Raw genomic sequence first — 14,842 nt, forward strand, 5'->3', positions numbered from 1 at the left:
AGTCGGTACACTTGAAGACCGTGCCAAACCGCCCCAAACCCCTATGACCGAACCCATTTTGCCTGCTCTGGACGAAAAGCGTCGCCGTATCCAATCCATTGAAACGGGTTTTGGCCTGTTGAAAGTGCTGGTAGATAGCGGACAACCCATGATGTTGCGAGATCTGGCCACGCAGGCTGGGATGAGTTCGGCCAAAGCCCACCCGTATCTGGTCAGCTTTACCAACGTAGGACTGGTGCAGCAGGCTCCGGCTACCGGCCTGTACGAGCTGGGGCCGTTTGCCTTGCAGATGGGTTTGGTCAGCTTGCAAAGCCAGAACCCGGTGAAGATTGCCCTGCCCCTGGTTCAAGCCTGGGCCTCGCGCATTGGGCACACCCTGGGCTTGGCGGTGCTGGGCTCACACGGACCCACCATGGTTCATATCAGCGAGGCCAGCTACCCGGTCCATGTGAACATGCGCTGCGGCACGGTCATGTCCATGCTGCACACGGCCACCGGCCACGTCTTTGCCGCCTGGCTGCCCCCTGAAGTGGCGCGCCACTACATTGAGCGCGAGGCAGGTGACAGCGCGGTTGTCACCAGTATCAGTCCGCTGCGCCCCAGCCCCAAAGAACTGGCTGCCATGCTGGAAAAAATCCGTGAACAAGGCGTGGCACAGGCACTGGGCAACCCCTTGCCCGGTATTGATGCCCTGTCCGTCCCCGTATTTGATCACTCCGGCCAGATTGTGCTGGCCCTGACCAGTCTGGGCCCCAGTACGCTGTTTGATGCCAGTATCAACAGCCCCATCCTGGCTCAGTTGCGACAGTGCGCCAACAGCATTTCACACCAGTTGGGCTGGCGCGAGCCACTAGGCACTCCCCCTTTATAAAACTTGACATGACTACACACACTTATACGGGTGTCGACACTTCAAGTTTGGCTGGTTTACATGCAAAATAATCGTTTTATCCGCCCACCTGTTGTGGGTGATTTCTCGAGTGCGATGCTGTGCTAGAACAAGAATTGAAATTTTTTGTACCCGAGAGTGCCCGTCCCGGTTTATTGACCGCCTTTGACGCCGTACGCACGGGTAGCATTACCTTAAATGCCATTTACTTTGATACGCCCGAACGCGATTTGGCGCGCTCGAGTATCGCCTTGCGTCTGCGCAAGGAAGGCGAGCAATGGGTTCAGACCGTCAAACTGCCCGGTCCTGATACCCTGTCCCGCATTGAAATCAATCACCCCCGTCCCGGCCCGGAACTGGACCTGAGCCTGTATCAGGACACACCCGCCCACGCTGCGCTGGCTCGTTACGCGGATCAAATCCAAGCCCGTTATCAAACCCGCATCCAGCGCGAGCTGGCCCTGATCAAGCAAGGCCAGTCTGAACTGGAGCTAGCCTACGATGCGGGTCATATCGAATCCAATGGTTTGAAGCTGCTGGTCAACGAGCTGGAAATTGAGCTGATCAAGGGCGAGAGCCTGACCATGTTTGAGGTTGGCCAGCGCTGGCTGTACAAACATGGCCTGATTCTGGAGATGCGCAGCAAGTCCGAGCGTGGTGATGCCCTGGCCAGTCTGGCGGACCGCCGCCGGGCCAAATCGGAAAGTCTGGATCTGACGCCCGAACAGGTAGCTGCGGCCCTGACCCGCAAAGCCTACGACCTGCCCAAACCGCATTTTGTTGACACCGAAGATCTGGAACAGTTTTATAGCCTGAGTGCCACCATGAGCCTGGAGCAGGTCATTCGCAATGCCGCCTTGCTGGCCGGCGTGGATGGCATACGTCCGGACTCTTCCCGTCAGGCCGACTATCTGGCCTTGATGCGCGTGGGTCTGCGCCGTCTGCGCTCCTGCCGCAAGCTGTTCAAAATGTGGCTATCGGCTAGCGAAGGGTATGCCAATACGCGCCTGACACATTATTTTGGTCTGTTTGGTCAGGCACGCGACCATGACCTGGTACACCTGGAAATCACCCCCTTGCTGCTGCAAGCGGGAATGCCCGGCCCCGCACCTGAGCCTACTCCTGCCCATCTGGAGCACGACCCGGTCCAACTGGCCAGTGCAGCCGAGTTTCAGTCCCTGCTGTTAAGTAATCTGCAAAGCCTGATTTGCGGCCCTACGCTGGAACTGAATGGTGTGCCTCAGCCCGAACATTTGATCGAAGCCCGTATCAGCCGCTGGTTCCAGACAATTCAACTACGCAGCCAACGCTTTGCGCAGATCAGCCAGGACAAGCAGCATCGTTTGCGTAACCGGATCAAGAGCTTGCGTTACTGCCTGGAGTTTTTGCCCAGCGCAGCCGACAAGCAAGGGCTGCACAAAGTGCTGCGCGAATGTCAGGCCTTGATTGGTGCAGTCACCGACGTGGACGTGGCGCTGGATTGGTATGCCCAACATGCGGCCAACCCCGAGCAAGCGCAGTTTGCGCGGGACTGGCTGACGCATGCCCGCCAAGGTCGTGCCGCCCATGCACAGCATGCGCTCAATGCCTTGGATCAGCATCAGCCGCAAACAGAGCTTCTGCGACGCTGAACGCCAAAAGTACTGAAAAGCCCACTGTGCACTGAGCCTTTGCTTGCCACTACGTAGCGCTCTTTTCCTGGAAGGCCCAGGAATAAAAAAACGGCGATGCCTGTAAAGACATCGCCGCTTTTTTGACAGCCAAACTTGGATTTAAGCGGTCATGCCCAACAAGGCCGACGCAAACTCACGGGCCACAAAGGCCTGCAGATCCTGCATGCCCTCGCCCACGCCAATCCAGTAAACCGGAATAGGACGTACGCCTTGCGCACAGGCAGCAACGGCAGCCAGCGTACCGCCTTTGGCCGTGCCGTCCAGCTTGGTCACAACCAGGCCAGTCAGACCCAAGGCTGCATCAAAGGCACGGATCTGCGAAATGGCGTTCTGGCCGGTATTGCCGTCCACAACCAAGAGAATTTCATGAGGAGCCTGACCATCGGCCTTGCCGATGACGCGCTTGATCTTCTTGAGCTCTTCCATCAGGTGAAGCTGGGTTGGCAAGCGGCCGGCGGTATCCACCATGACCACGCCCATATCGCGGGCACGCCCTGCATGCACAGCATCAAACGCCACCGCGGCGGGGTCACCACCGTCCTGAGCAATAACACTGACGTTATTGCGGGTGCCCCACTCAATCAGCTGTTCACGAGCGGCAGCACGGAAGGTATCACCGGCGGCCAACAAGACTTTTGCGCCCTGCTCCTGGAAGGTGTGGGCCAACTTACCGATAGACGTGGTTTTACCTGCACCATTCACCCCGGCAATCATGACTACCAGTGGTTTGCTCGATTCCAGAGGAAAGGATTTCTCCAGGGGCTTCAAATGATCGGTCAGGATGTCGCACAGGGCTTGTTTGACTTGGGTTGCATCACTGATTTTTTCCTTACGAACACGAGCACGCAAAGCGGTAATCAGTTTCTCGGTAGCCTCAACACCCGCGTCTGCCATCAGCAAGGCGTCTTCCAGTTCCTCGAACAGCGTTTCATCAACCTTGGCACCGACGAACAGGCTGCTCAAGCTCTGACCGGTACGCGACAAGCCCTGTTTCAAGCGTGCCATCCAGGAAGTTTTCACCACAGGTGCGGCGGCTTCTGGCTCTGGCGTCGGGGCAGGTGCTGGGTCAGGCTGTGGCGCAGGAACTGGAACAATCTCTGGCTCCGGTTCAGGAGTCGGCTGTATCTCGGGTTCCGGTTGCGGTACCGGCGCGGGAATCGGCTGCACCTCGGGCTCCGGAGCACGGCTTGGCTCCGGCACAGGCTGCACCTCCGGCTCGGGAATACGAACGGGTTCAGGTACAGGCTGCACTTGCGGCTCGTGGACACGGGCAGGCTCTGGGGTCGGGACACTGGCCGGGGCCGGTTGTGGCACCTCTGGCTGCGTGGGCGTAGACTCGGAAGCAGCGCGATGTTCAGCCTGGCTGGCTGCCTGGCTATCCAAAGCCACAGCAGGCGAGGCCACCGGCGTTTGAACCGGCGTGCTTTGCTCCTGCGATACAGCGGGGGATGCATCTGCCGCGTCAGCCTGGGGCTGAGACGGGGCAGGAGAAAGCGGCTCGGTCAGCTCCGTTTGAGTGACTTGTGGCTCTGGCTTGGCCTTCTTTCTTTTAAAAAAACTGAACATACGATTTACACTAGAAAATTCTGTTGAATGACCACATTATCCGATCAAAGCGCTAATGAGAAAACATGCTGTCCGTATTGTAGGTGGTGATTACCGCCGCACACCGATTTCAGTCGTCGATGCACCCGGTCTGCGGCCCACCCCGGATCGTGTGCGCGAAACGCTGTTTAACTGGCTTAACCACTTCTGGGGCGGTCAATTCAGCGACAAGAACGTGCTGGATCTGTTTGCCGGTAGCGGAGCCCTGGGCTTTGAAGCGGCCTCGCGCGGTGTCGCCTTTGTACAAATGGTGGAACGCCACGGACCCGCTGTCAGCAATTTGCGCAGCCTGCGTACCAAACTCAAGGCAGACCACGTCCGTATCCATGCGGGCGACGCCCTCCATATTCTGGAGCGCAGCCAGATGCGCTACGATCTGGTCTTCATAGACCCGCCCTTTGCGCAGGACTGGATGGAACGTATCTGGCCCTTGCTGCCCAATGTGCTGGCACCGGACGCACTGGTTTACATTGAGTCCGAAACCCCTATACAAGCCCCAGATCAATACGGGATACTACGACAGGATAAGGCAGGGCAGGTACATTATCATTTGTTGCGATTTGCTGCGATGCAAAAAACAGTCAATAATGCCGAATTTTCCGGGACGCCTGCACCGCTCCCCCCGGACTCCGACCTGCCAACTTGAACCACTTACGCGGATGCACCATGATCACAGCTGTTTACCCCGGCACCTTCGACCCCCTGACACGAGGCCATGAAGACTTGGTCCGGCGAGCCGCCAACCTTTTCGATCACGTTGTGGTCGGTGTGGCCTCCAGCCAGAACAAGCGCCCTTTCTTCACCGTTGAAGAGCGTGTTGAGATCGCCTCCGAAGTGCTCAGCCACTATCCAAACGTGGAAGTGAAAAGCTTTTCCGGCCTGCTCAAGGACTTTGTACGCGAACAAAATGGTCGCGTTATCGTACGTGGCCTGCGCGCCGTGTCCGATTTTGAGTACGAATTTCAAATGGCGGGCATGAACCGTCACCTGCTGCCCGAAGTCGAGACCATGTTCATGACTCCTTCGGATCAGTACCAGTTCATCTCCGGCACCATCGTGCGCGAAATTGCCATTTTGGGCGGTGATGTAGGCAAATTTGTGTTCCCGTCCGTGGAGCGTTGGCTACAAACCAAAGCCAAGGAACGCAATCAGCAAACAGTTTCAGCCACCTGAACTCGCCCTGCGCAGCGGTCCGTACTACACTGTAGGGTGACCGACTGGTCAAATCCAAGGACCACGCTTATCAGGACACTGCGCTATGGCACTGCACATTACTGAAGAATGCATTAACTGCGACGTTTGTGAGCCGCAGTGCCCTAACCTGGCTATTTACATGGGCGAGGAGATCTACGAGATCAATCCCAACCTGTGTACAGAATGCGTCGGCCACTTTGATGAGCCGCAGTGTGTGGTAGTGTGCCCGGTCGAATGTATCGAGGTTCACCCCCGGCACCAGGAAAGCCAGGAAACGCTGCTTGCCCGCTATCACCGGCTACAGTCCGAACCTACGACATAAATAGAATAAAAAAAGCCCTGCCATGAGCAGGGCTTGTTCTATATGGATCACCGCGCAGACAGCTTACTCAGCCTGGGGCAAACGCTTTAACAGACGCAGCGACTGGCCTGTATAGCGGCTGAACCACTGGGCAGGCAAATCCCCTTCGTCTACCAATTGCACGGATTGCCCATTTTCCTGCCACAGGGAAAAGGAATCCGGATCGTCTTCAATAACATCCACTTCAATATCCAGGCGCAACATACCGGGAGCGCGCAACACCAGCTGGCCAAAACGCAGTTCCATACTGAGCTCGGCCAAAGCAGGCAGCGCATCGGCGGCCAGAACCTGCCCCTGATCGTTCCCCAGCACCCATCGCCCCTTGCAGGCCAGTGCCTTGCCGTCACTAAGGGACGGGCCGCCTTGCAACAGGCAAACCGTCTGGTCAGGCGAACTTAACGCTGAACTTGTGCTCATGGCTTGAACCACTGCTTCATGGCTTCGCCCACGGTTTGTGGAACCTTGGCCCCCAACTCTTCCTTGATGATCTGCTTCACCTCGGACTTCACATCGGGGGTGGACTCTGCTTTAGCTTCTGACGCTTGCTGGCTCAACAAATCCAGCAAACCGTCTTGCAGTGCCTTCTTGATGGAGTTGCTGGCAATGTCTTTCCACTGAATCTGGTAGGACAGCCCTGTCCAGGGGCCGGAGATATGGATAGGAATCAGCACATTGCGCAGGTCCTGGAAGGACTTGCGCTCTTCCACGGCCAGATTGTTGTGGTTCAGGCGAGCCTGCAAAGTCACATCTGCTTGCTGATTTACCAGGTCCAGCGTGGCGCCTTTAGCCGCTGTCACCGTCAGAATCGGGGTGGTGGCCCGTAAATTACGGAAAGTCGCTTGCCCTTTCTTGATATCCAGACTGCCCTGCAAACGGTTCAACACCGTGCGGCGCAAAGGATCGGACTGGGGCAGCAGCAAAGGAATCTGACCGCCAAAGGCATTGCGCACGGCTTCGTTGATATCGCGCACGCTCTGGTCCAGATCAACGCTGCGCCAGCTGCCGTCATGCAAATCGACCGTCAGGCCGCCTTCCAGAGCATTCAGACGCTCCTGGCTTGTGGCACCTTGAGCCTTCAGGTTCAGATCCACATTGCCCTTGCCTGCCAGGTAGTCATTGCCGAACGCATCCAGCAAGAGCGAACCGACCTGCATTTGCTGCAGCTTCAGGCCCAATTCGAAGCGCTTGCCGGGCTCAACCTTGGCCTTGGCCTGAAGCTGACCTTCATACGCCTGCGCATTGAACTGCGACAAATTGATCAACTGGCCCTGGTTCTTGACCTGAGCTTTCACCTGATCCATCACCACACCCAGGCTGCGCAGCTTTTCGATTTCAAAACGCAGATCAAAGCTGAGCGTATCCAGCCAAGCGTAAGAGGAAGCTTCCTCAACCACTTCTTCGGCTGCGGGAGCCGCCTCTGCCTGCTCTGCCTTGGGCTGCTCGACTTGTTCAGCTTCCTCTGCGCCCGGCTCCTGCTCGGCAGCGGCTTCCGGCACTTCAGCCTCTGGCTCCGGCTCCGGTGGGGTCACCACTTCGGGGGCTGTCACCCAGAAAATCGAACGCAGTTCGTCCAGGTCCAGCTTGTCCGCTTTGAGTACCGCGTTCAGCAACGGCCCTTTACCCTTATCTTGCAAGCTTACATCCAGACTGCCTTGAGCCTGCTCGGTGCTACTGCTTAGCTGCGCACTGTATTCTTGTTTGCCTTTGTTCAGGTCTGCCTGGCCCGTCAGCGGCATCTCGAAGCGGCTACCTGCGTCGGCCTCGTCTTCCACGCGGATATTGGCTTGAATCTCGGGCAGACGCAGCCACTCATTCGATGGTTGCCACTGCATGGGAGAACTGGCCTTCAATTGCGCCACACGGCTGCCTTGCTTGATGGCGCCGTCCAGCTTGGCCTGCTCAAATATCAATTCCTGGCTATTACCGGACAAGCCTTGCAGCGTCAAACCCAAACCCAGGACCTTGGGGCCGCTGACTTTCAGGCTGGCAACGACAGGCGAGCCTTCAGCCTGGGCAGGCGATACCTGGATACGAGGCACATCCAGGGCCAGATCCAGATTCTGATCTTCATTTTTGCCACGAACACGCAGCGCCAGCTTCTCGAAAGACACCAGGTCGCTGACGCTGTCGATTTCCATCTTGGGCGTATTTAGCGTGGCATTCAGATCGCTGACCGGGTAAGCGCCCAACCACTGACCTTGCAATTGGGTATCCAGATTGGTGGCGCTGAACTGGCGTTGGGCCGACTTGTAGGCCACATTGCCCTTAAGTGTCAGGCTTTGTGCCTGCAGCTGGTCCAGATCACCGATAAAACTCAAGTTCAGCTTTTGCGCACCGTAGGATTTGGAAGCAGGGTCCAGACTCAGTTGCCCTTGCCCTTCCAGCACACCATCCGCCACGGGATAGTCCCCCGACAAGCGGCTCTTGAAAGCTACATCAAAAGGCTGACCAAACGTCATGCGGCCCGTGTTCACTTCCAGCTGCAACAAACGGCCAATTACATTGCTGCGTTTGCTGAAGTAATGAATCTCACCACCCTTCAGGCTCAGACCTGCAATATCAATCTGGAAATCCGTTTCACTGCCCGAGCGCTTGGCAATCAATTCAGGAACAGGCAAGGATTCGGGTGCAGGCTCGGCTGTCTGAGGAGCCTCGGCAGCTTGTGCTGCGGGCAACAAGGATACGCCCGAGCGGGCAAGGGGAAGGTGAGGGCCAGCCGGCGGGGCTTGCAGCAAGTCGTCAAAATTCAGCTTGCCTTCTTCATCGCGCACAATCCAGGCTTTGAAGCCGGTAACAGCAACGTGGTCCACTACCAGGCGGTTATTGATCAAAGGCCACAAGGCCACCGCAAACCGGGCGCTTTCCAAAGAAGCGAAAGGATCTTCCGAATTACGGTCAGACAGGGACAGCCCCTGCACGGACAGGCCAATGCGGGGAAATAAAGAAAGTTCGATATCACCGTCAATCTTGAGCGTACGCTGATACTTTTGCTGGACGATGTCAGCCAGCTTCTGCTTGTACGAATTGGGATTGAATGTCAGCAGGAAAATCGCCCCGCCTACCACCGTGACAATAGCTAAAACGACGAGGCTGAATAAGCCCCGCTTAAACCATACTTTCATGTAAGCCTCTAGGACCTCGGGGCAGGATGCAACACGCCATCTGCCCGGATACGAAATGCTAACCCATGTCGGGCCATTGCGAAGTAACGAAAATAAGAAATATCCACCCGCACTTTAAAAAGCAGAGCCTGTTGTCAGTAATTCGCCATTATTACCAAAAGAAATAAAGGCATAGTATTAATGTCTGCGCCCTTAGATGCTTTTCTCTACATACAGGGGTTATGCTTGCTTTGTCTTATATAAGCCACTTGATCATCAATTCCAGAATTAACCATGAAACTAGAGACTCTTGCCATTCATGCTGGCTACCAGCCAGACCCGACCACAAAAGCCGTTGCTGTTCCGATTTACCAGACCACTTCCTACGCTTTCGACAACACGCAACACGGCGCGGATCTGTTTGACCTGAAGGTGCCCGGCAATATTTACACCCGCATCATGAACCCCACCAATGCCGTGCTTGAAGAGCGTGTTGCAGCATTGGAAGGCGGGATTGCGGGCTTGGCAGTAGCCTCTGGCATGGCAGCCATCACGTATGCTATCCAAACGATTGCAGAGGCCGGCGACAACATTGTGTCCGTCAGTAAACTGTACGGCGGCACCTACAACCTGTTCGCGCACTCCTTCCCGCGCCAGGGCATTACCGTCAAATTTGCCCAACCCAATGATATCGAAGCACTGGAAGCCCTGATCGACGACCGCACTCGTGCCGTATTCTGCGAAACCATCGGCAACCCGGCTGGCAACATCATCGATATCCGTGCACTGGCCGATGCCGCTCACCGTCATGGCGTACCCCTGATTGTAGACAATACCGTAGCCTCGCCTGCCCTGTGCCGTCCTATCGAGCACGGTGCCGACATTGTCGTGCACTCGCTGACCAAATACATGGGCGGTCACGGCACCACCATTGCGGGCATGGTCGTGGACTCCGGTAAGTTCCCCTGGGCCGAGCACAAAGATCGCTTTGCCATCCTGAATACGCCTGACCCGTCCTACCACGGCGTGGTCTATACCGAAGCCTTTGGCCCAGCCGCCTTCATCGGCCGCTGCCGCGTGGCTCCGCTGCGCAATACCGGCGCTGCCCTGGCCCCCTTGAGCGCCTTCCAGATCCTGCAAGGCATCGAAACCCTGCCTCTGCGCATGGAGCGTCATACAGAAAACGCCCTGAAAGTGGCCCAGTATCTGAACAAGCACCCACAAGTGTCTTGGGTGAAGTACGCCGGTTTGCCTGACCATCCGGATCATGAACTGGCCAAGCGCTATATGGGTGGCAAGCCTGCGGCGATTTTGTCCTTTGGTATCAAAGGCGGCATTGAAGCCGGTACTCGCTTTATCGACGCGCTGAACCTGGTGCTGCGTCTGGTCAATATTGGTGATGCCAAATCCCTGGCTTGCCACCCTGCCAGCACAACTCACCGTCAGCTCAATGCCGAAGAACTGGCCGCTGTGGGCGTGAGCGAAGACATGGTGCGTCTGTCCATTGGTCTGGAGCACATCGACGACATTCTGGCCGATCTGGAACAAGCTCTGGAAGCAGCAGCACGCGGCTAAGACCAAAAAACCTGTACAGGCCGGAATTGCTGTACAGGTTTTTCTGCATCAAGCTAAAAAAGCCTGGAATCGGTATTGCACCGACTCCAGGCTTTTTTCATTCTTGGTAATTCGGCCTTCAGGCAGACCGCGTCACGGACGCAAGTGAATCAGGACTTGCGAAACAACTGCGTCAAACCACCCAGCAGGCTGCTGGCATCGGTAATGTGGGATGGGTCAAACTGACCGTTGGGGCTGGCTTGATTGATCAGGGACGGCAGCATGATCTTCAGATTATCCAGCACGCTTTGCTGATTCAAACCCGACAGGTCCACCAATTGCTTGATGGCCGGTTGCCCCATCACGCCCAGCAAATCCTGCTGGCCGATTTCCTGATTGCTGCCCTGCGAAATCCAGGACGACACCACATCACCAAAACCACCCGAGCGAAAACGCTCGATCAGGCCGCTCAAACCGCCTGGATAGCTGCTGATGACTTGAATCAGGGCGGGCAACAAAGCGCCCTGCTCTTTGGATTTGGAATCCGTAGCCGACAAGGCCGACACAACAGAATTAAGCAAACTCATTATTTTTCTCCCCAATGCACGGCCCCGCGCGTGGGCAGGTGCTGATATCAGGCCTCATTATGCCGCGACAGGCCGCCAGGCGGGGCGGATTAATTGTCAAGGTGGGTCAATAGATCACTGGCGGAAAGGCCCTATTGCCCTGAGCTGGGCCTACGCTACACTGGTTTCTCAATAGTCCGGCATCCCCCACAGACCGACTCCATGGAGACCCTGGAATGACGCAAGCTTCCTATACCGTCCTGTCCTCTGAAGAGACTGCTCGTGCCCTGCCTTATCCTGAACTGGTCGCCCAGCTAGGCAAGGCCATGGCCCAGTATGCTGCTGGCACTATCGTCGCCCCAACCCGTCAGGTTCTGGACTATCCCCAAACGGGGCAAATGCTGTCCATGCCAGCGGTTTCACACGATATAGGTGTTCATAAACTGGCTAATGTGATGCTGGACAACCAGCAGCAGGAACTGGGCAGTATCCAGGGCCTGGTCAGCGTCTACGACGCCCAGAACGGTTTGCCGCTACTGATTCTGGATGCACCCACCCTATCCGAACGCCGTACTGCAGCGGTATCCATGCTGGGTATTCAAGCCCTGTGGCCCCAAGGGCCGGAGCACATCACTTTGCTGGGGTACGGACAACAGGCTGTCGCGCATTGCGATGCCATCATGACGCTGTACCCCAAAGCACGCGTCACCCTGACGGGCCGTAACCCAGACCGTGCACAGGCTGTGGCCACATCCTTGCAAGCCAGATTCGGGGACCGGGTCCAGGCCACCACGGCTGTTCCGGAAAAAACGGATGTACTGATCGCCCTGACCTCCAGCCTGACACCCGTGTATCACGAACCCGCACGCCTTGATCGCTTGCTGATTGGCTTGGGAGCCTTTCAACCAGATATGGCCGAGTTCGAGGCCCACACCTTGCTGGCCAGCCGTCTATATGCCGATGATGTCGCCGGCGCCCGCCAGGAAGCAGGCGACCTGATCCAGGCCGGCGTGGACTGGGAGCAAGTCCACAGCATTCACCAGGCGCTGCGTACCCCAGCCCCCAAAGACAAGCCCTTGTTCTTCAAATCAGTAGGCTCGGCTGCGTGGGATTTGGCAGCAGCACGTTGCGCCCTGCATCATTTAAACCAAGCCTAAATACTTAGGCTGTTAACTAGCTGACTTCACACGCCAAAGCGCGCCCAGAGTGTTACTCTGGCGCATACAATCCCTTACAGTCACTTACCGATCTCTTTTTGCCGCCCTACCCATGACTTCTACGCTCCCTCCCACCGAAGACGATCCGTATCAGATCCAGTCCAAGTTTGAAATTCTGCGTGTTTTACGGGCTATCGAAAAAGGGGGCCTGTTACTGCACATGGAAGCCAATCAGGGCAATGACCGGATTGTCACCACCATTCTGGATATTGATCTGGACAATAACGTGGTGGTGATTGATACCGCCAACAAAGAAGAAAAAACCCGCAATCTGCTGCAGTCCGAACACACCCATTTCGAGACCTCGCTGGACAAGATCAAGGTGACGTTTCAGGGCCCCACCCCAGAGGTCGTGTCCTACGAAGGTCAGCCAGCCTTGGCGATCCCGATTCCCGAATCCATTCGCCGCTTGCAGCGACGTGAGTTCTTCCGCGTCAACGTACCCGTCAGCGAACCGGCCATGGTGATCTTGCGCTTGAATAACGAGTCCAAAAGCTTTCTGCTGCACGACATCAGTGGTGGCGGCTTGTCTTTGGTGGACGAATCGCAAACCCTGGCAGAGGTGATCGGCACGCATAAAACCGAATCCCTGCTGGAACTGCCGCAAGCCGGTTCTTTTGTTGTGGCGCTACAAGTAGCGCGTACGGAAACGCAGCAACTGCCTAATGGCAAACAGATTCAACGTTTGGGCTGTACCTTCATTGATCTTTCTGCCTCCACGCAGATGGCAATTCAACACTACATCGGCCGTCTGGAGCGCCAGCAGATCGCCAAACAGCGCGGTCACGGCTAATTGGATGCTTGGGACATCCCCAAATCACCGGGGGTGTCCACATCGCGCAAGATCCCCTCATCCACTAAAGGCACAAACAAGGTCTGATCCTTGTTGGCTTGCAACAAGTCGCGCGCACCCTGCTCGTCTGCTAGCTCCAAAAGCGGTTGATGCCACTCCAATCCAAAGCCAACCGGATTGCCAGGCTGGCCATTAAAAACGGGGCGTACAATTCCGGCCCCATCCTGCACAGCCTGGGCCACTGCCGCTACGGTGCTTGGCCGCAACCAAGGCATGTCCGCCAGCAAAACCACATAGCCATAACGGGGACTGCACGCCTGTATCCCGGCCTTCAAACTGACGCCCATGCCGCGGATAGCATCAGGTGCCTGAACGAAGCCGATCGGCAAGTCACCCAGCTCCTGACGCAAAATCTGCTCATGAACATCACAAACAAGCAGCACTTCATCGAGCACAGACAAGGCCGTCTCACAGACACAGCGCACCATCGTTCTGCCCTCTTCAGTCTTGGCCAACAGCTTCAACTGCTGGCCCGACGGGTCAAACCGCCGCCCCAAGCCTGCCGCCAGAATAATGCCCGTCACCCCAGATACATGCTGCTGCCCTGCCATTGATTCACCTCTCCAGTCTCACGTGACTTCTCTGTCACACCATGTCTTTTCACGCCCCTGCCTACAGGATAAATTTATTGATAGAAACAAGCACGAAGAAACCAAGCAGCACCCAATGTAGTAACATAACTACATTCACAAACCGCAGGAGGGTGCATCATGACTATCACCACTCTTTCAAGCCGAGAATTCAACCAGGCCACCAGTGAGGCCAAAAAAGCCGCGAGCAATGGTCCCGTCATCATTACCGATCGTGGCCGCCCCTCACACGTGCTAATGACATTCCAGAATTACCTGCAACTGACCGAGCAGCGCCGCAACATCATTGATGAATTGGCCATGTCAGACGATGACGCCGACATCGACTTTGAACCTGCTCATAGCAACATCAACACTCGCCCCGTTGATTTCTGACCATGTACCTTCTGGACACCAACGTCGTCTCCGAAATACGGAAAATGAAATCAGGCAAAGCCGATGCAAATGTCACCGCCTGGATTCACAGCGTCAACGCCGCCACCCTGTACATATCCGTCATTACCGTCCTGGAACTGGAACAAGGCATCCTGAGCAAAGAGCGGGAAGATGCCGCCCAGGGAACCATATTGCGCAATTGGTTTGAAAATCAGGTGCTACCCGCATTCTCCCAAGCCACCTTGAACATTGATGCAGCGGTAGCACGACAATGTGCCCAATTGCATGTTCCAAACAAGAAGGGCGAACGGGACGCCTTGATCGCGGCAACAGCCCTGGTTCACAACATGACCGTCGTCACGCGCAACACCAAAGACTTCAAAGGTACCCCTGTCACCCTCCTCAACCCGTGGGAACACTGAGCCGAACAGCTCTCCAAAATTAGCAGCCCCCAGCATCCTCTATTCAGATACCCGGCCACCAGCAAATATCATCTCTTAGCAGCGTCACTATTGCGGCCTCCTCAGTTTCCCAATCCTGGCCTTGGCAGGCAGACTCGCTCCTGACTATCTGACTACTTTCCCCTCCAATTCCCACCCTCCTCGTTTCTTTTCCTCCGCCCCAGTGCCGTTTGGGCTTTAAGCAGTGTCACATGTTTTCTTGTGCGGCCCGGGTATGGCTTGGCGGGCGAGTCAGGGCTCTTGCCGCCGGCAGAGTGCTGGGGTGGGATGCAAGGGGCGTGCTGTTTGAGGAGCACGCTTGCGGTTTGTCCGGGGGACAAACCGCGCTCCGAGTTCACGACCCGCCCGCCCCGGCACTCTGACAAGGGCACCCACACGCAGCGTGGGCAAGGGACCCGCCAAG

15 protein-coding genes are annotated in these 14,842 nt (G+C 56.4%); 10 read left to right on the forward strand and 5 right to left on the reverse strand.

Annotated features, from left to right (window positions below):
• Window positions 1-43: 43 nt before the first annotated feature.
• Together OSH04_RS14050 and OSH04_RS14055 are read left to right on the forward strand one after the other, a co-directional pair.
• The gene (locus tag OSH04_RS14050; protein ID WP_042488803.1) at window positions 44-871 is read left to right on the forward strand and encodes an IclR family transcriptional regulator; all 828 of its coding nucleotides are present in this window, start codon (window positions 44-46) and stop codon (window positions 869-871) included.
• A 134-nt stretch (window positions 872-1,005) separates the two neighbouring features.
• Window positions 1,006-2,520 carry a CYTH and CHAD domain-containing protein gene (locus OSH04_RS14055; protein WP_266108714.1) on the forward strand — a complete coding sequence of 505 codons (1,515 nt, stop codon included), beginning with the start codon at window positions 1,006-1,008 and terminating at the stop codon, window positions 2,518-2,520.
• A 141-nt stretch (window positions 2,521-2,661) separates the two neighbouring features.
• Here OSH04_RS14055 and ftsY read toward each other — a convergent pair whose 3' ends face one another.
• Complete coding sequence (ftsY, locus tag OSH04_RS14060) at window positions 2,662-4,128, reverse strand: signal recognition particle-docking protein FtsY (protein ID WP_266108715.1); 1,467 nt, start codon at window positions 4,126-4,128, stop codon at window positions 2,662-2,664.
• 55 nt (window positions 4,129-4,183) lie between these two features.
• On the opposite strand from ftsY, the gene rsmD reads away from it, so the two are divergent.
• From rsmD to OSH04_RS14075, 3 genes are all read left to right on the forward strand, one after another.
• The gene (gene rsmD, locus OSH04_RS14065) at window positions 4,184-4,813 is read left to right on the forward strand and encodes a 16S rRNA (guanine(966)-N(2))-methyltransferase RsmD (RefSeq protein WP_009454775.1); all 630 of its coding nucleotides are present in this window, start codon (window positions 4,184-4,186) and stop codon (window positions 4,811-4,813) included.
• A gap of 20 nt (window positions 4,814-4,833) precedes the next feature.
• On the forward strand, window positions 4,834-5,340 hold the full coding sequence (coaD, locus tag OSH04_RS14070; RefSeq protein WP_009454773.1) for a pantetheine-phosphate adenylyltransferase: 507 nt from the start codon (window positions 4,834-4,836) through the stop codon (window positions 5,338-5,340).
• Window positions 5,341-5,425: 85 nt separating this feature from the next.
• On the forward strand, window positions 5,426-5,683 hold the full coding sequence (locus OSH04_RS14075; protein WP_266108716.1) for a YfhL family 4Fe-4S dicluster ferredoxin: 258 nt from the start codon (window positions 5,426-5,428) through the stop codon (window positions 5,681-5,683).
• Window positions 5,684-5,746: 63 nt separating this feature from the next.
• Here OSH04_RS14075 and OSH04_RS14080 read toward each other — a convergent pair whose 3' ends face one another.
• Both OSH04_RS14080 and OSH04_RS14085 read right to left on the reverse strand, forming a co-directional pair.
• Window positions 5,747-6,139: an MOSC N-terminal beta barrel domain-containing protein gene (locus OSH04_RS14080; RefSeq protein ID WP_115634358.1), complete on the reverse strand. Its 393-nt coding sequence runs from the start codon at window positions 6,137-6,139 to the stop codon at window positions 5,747-5,749.
• Entirely contained in the window at window positions 6,136-8,844 is a 2,709-nt protein-coding gene (locus OSH04_RS14085; protein WP_115634359.1) for an AsmA family protein, read from the reverse strand. Before OSH04_RS14085 ends, OSH04_RS14080 begins: the two co-directional genes overlap by 4 nt.
• 273 nt (window positions 8,845-9,117) lie before the next feature.
• Between OSH04_RS14085 and OSH04_RS14090 the strand changes: the two genes are divergently transcribed.
• Complete coding sequence (locus tag OSH04_RS14090) at window positions 9,118-10,398, forward strand: bifunctional O-acetylhomoserine aminocarboxypropyltransferase/cysteine synthase (RefSeq protein WP_060186600.1); 1,281 nt, start codon at window positions 9,118-9,120, stop codon at window positions 10,396-10,398.
• A gap of 149 nt (window positions 10,399-10,547) precedes the next feature.
• Here OSH04_RS14090 and OSH04_RS14095 read toward each other — a convergent pair whose 3' ends face one another.
• Entirely contained in the window at window positions 10,548-10,964 is a 417-nt protein-coding gene (locus OSH04_RS14095) for a YidB family protein (RefSeq protein ID WP_022983226.1), read from the reverse strand.
• A gap of 215 nt (window positions 10,965-11,179) precedes the next feature.
• On the opposite strand from OSH04_RS14095, the gene OSH04_RS14100 reads away from it, so the two are divergent.
• Window positions 11,180-12,100, forward strand: a complete 921-nt coding sequence (locus tag OSH04_RS14100; RefSeq protein WP_083054485.1) for a delta(1)-pyrroline-2-carboxylate reductase family protein — start codon at window positions 11,180-11,182, stop codon at window positions 12,098-12,100.
• A gap of 112 nt (window positions 12,101-12,212) precedes the next feature.
• Window positions 12,213-12,953 (forward strand): flagellar brake protein, encoded by a 741-nt coding sequence (locus OSH04_RS14105; RefSeq protein WP_035273382.1) that lies wholly within the window; start codon window positions 12,213-12,215, stop codon window positions 12,951-12,953.
• On the opposite strand, the gene OSH04_RS14110 is transcribed toward OSH04_RS14105, so the two are convergent.
• Window positions 12,950-13,564, reverse strand: coding sequence for a nucleotidyltransferase family protein (locus OSH04_RS14110; RefSeq protein ID WP_266108717.1), 615 nt, complete (start codon window positions 13,562-13,564; stop codon window positions 12,950-12,952). The genes OSH04_RS14105 and OSH04_RS14110 overlap by 4 nt on opposite strands.
• Window positions 13,565-13,723: 159 nt before the next feature.
• Between OSH04_RS14110 and OSH04_RS14115 the strand changes: the two genes are divergently transcribed.
• Together OSH04_RS14115 and OSH04_RS14120 are read left to right on the forward strand one after the other, a co-directional pair.
• The gene (locus OSH04_RS14115; RefSeq protein ID WP_083054489.1) at window positions 13,724-13,978 is read left to right on the forward strand and encodes a type II toxin-antitoxin system prevent-host-death family antitoxin; all 255 of its coding nucleotides are present in this window, start codon (window positions 13,724-13,726) and stop codon (window positions 13,976-13,978) included.
• Between the two features lie 2 nt (window positions 13,979-13,980).
• Window positions 13,981-14,400, forward strand: coding sequence for a type II toxin-antitoxin system VapC family toxin (locus OSH04_RS14120; protein WP_266108718.1), 420 nt, complete (start codon window positions 13,981-13,983; stop codon window positions 14,398-14,400).
• Window positions 14,401-14,842 lie beyond the last annotated feature (442 nt).

The sequence above is a fragment of the Alcaligenes nematophilus genome, assembly GCF_026344155.1.
GTDB classification, from domain to species: domain Bacteria; phylum Pseudomonadota; class Gammaproteobacteria; order Burkholderiales; family Burkholderiaceae_B; genus Alcaligenes; species Alcaligenes phenolicus.

What these genes read in the sequence shown, in the direction of transcription:
- OSH04_RS14050 (WP_042488803.1), top strand. Translation starts at nt 44, where the DNA reads ATGACCGAACCCATTTTGCCTGCTCTGGACGAAAAGCGTCGCCGTATC.
- OSH04_RS14100 (WP_083054485.1), top strand. Translation starts at nt 11,180, where the DNA reads ATGACGCAAGCTTCCTATACCGTCCTGTCCTCTGAAGAGACTGCTCGT.
- OSH04_RS14075 (WP_266108716.1), top strand. Translation starts at nt 5,426, where the DNA reads ATGGCACTGCACATTACTGAAGAATGCATTAACTGCGACGTTTGTGAG.
- OSH04_RS14110 (WP_266108717.1), bottom strand. Translation starts at nt 13,564, where the DNA reads ATGGCAGGGCAGCAGCATGTATCTGGGGTGACGGGCATTATTCTGGCG.
- OSH04_RS14115 (WP_083054489.1), top strand. Translation starts at nt 13,724, where the DNA reads ATGACTATCACCACTCTTTCAAGCCGAGAATTCAACCAGGCCACCAGT.
- OSH04_RS14080 (WP_115634358.1), bottom strand. Translation starts at nt 6,139, where the DNA reads ATGAGCACAAGTTCAGCGTTAAGTTCGCCTGACCAGACGGTTTGCCTG.
- OSH04_RS14090 (WP_060186600.1), top strand. Translation starts at nt 9,118, where the DNA reads ATGAAACTAGAGACTCTTGCCATTCATGCTGGCTACCAGCCAGACCCG.
- rsmD (WP_009454775.1), top strand. Translation starts at nt 4,184, where the DNA reads ATGAGAAAACATGCTGTCCGTATTGTAGGTGGTGATTACCGCCGCACA.
- OSH04_RS14085 (WP_115634359.1), bottom strand. Translation starts at nt 8,844, where the DNA reads ATGAAAGTATGGTTTAAGCGGGGCTTATTCAGCCTCGTCGTTTTAGCT.
- OSH04_RS14105 (WP_035273382.1), top strand. Translation starts at nt 12,213, where the DNA reads ATGACTTCTACGCTCCCTCCCACCGAAGACGATCCGTATCAGATCCAG.
- OSH04_RS14120 (WP_266108718.1), top strand. Translation starts at nt 13,981, where the DNA reads ATGTACCTTCTGGACACCAACGTCGTCTCCGAAATACGGAAAATGAAA.
- coaD (WP_009454773.1), top strand. Translation starts at nt 4,834, where the DNA reads ATGATCACAGCTGTTTACCCCGGCACCTTCGACCCCCTGACACGAGGC.
- ftsY (WP_266108715.1), bottom strand. Translation starts at nt 4,128, where the DNA reads ATGTTCAGTTTTTTTAAAAGAAAGAAGGCCAAGCCAGAGCCACAAGTC.
- OSH04_RS14095 (WP_022983226.1), bottom strand. Translation starts at nt 10,964, where the DNA reads ATGAGTTTGCTTAATTCTGTTGTGTCGGCCTTGTCGGCTACGGATTCC.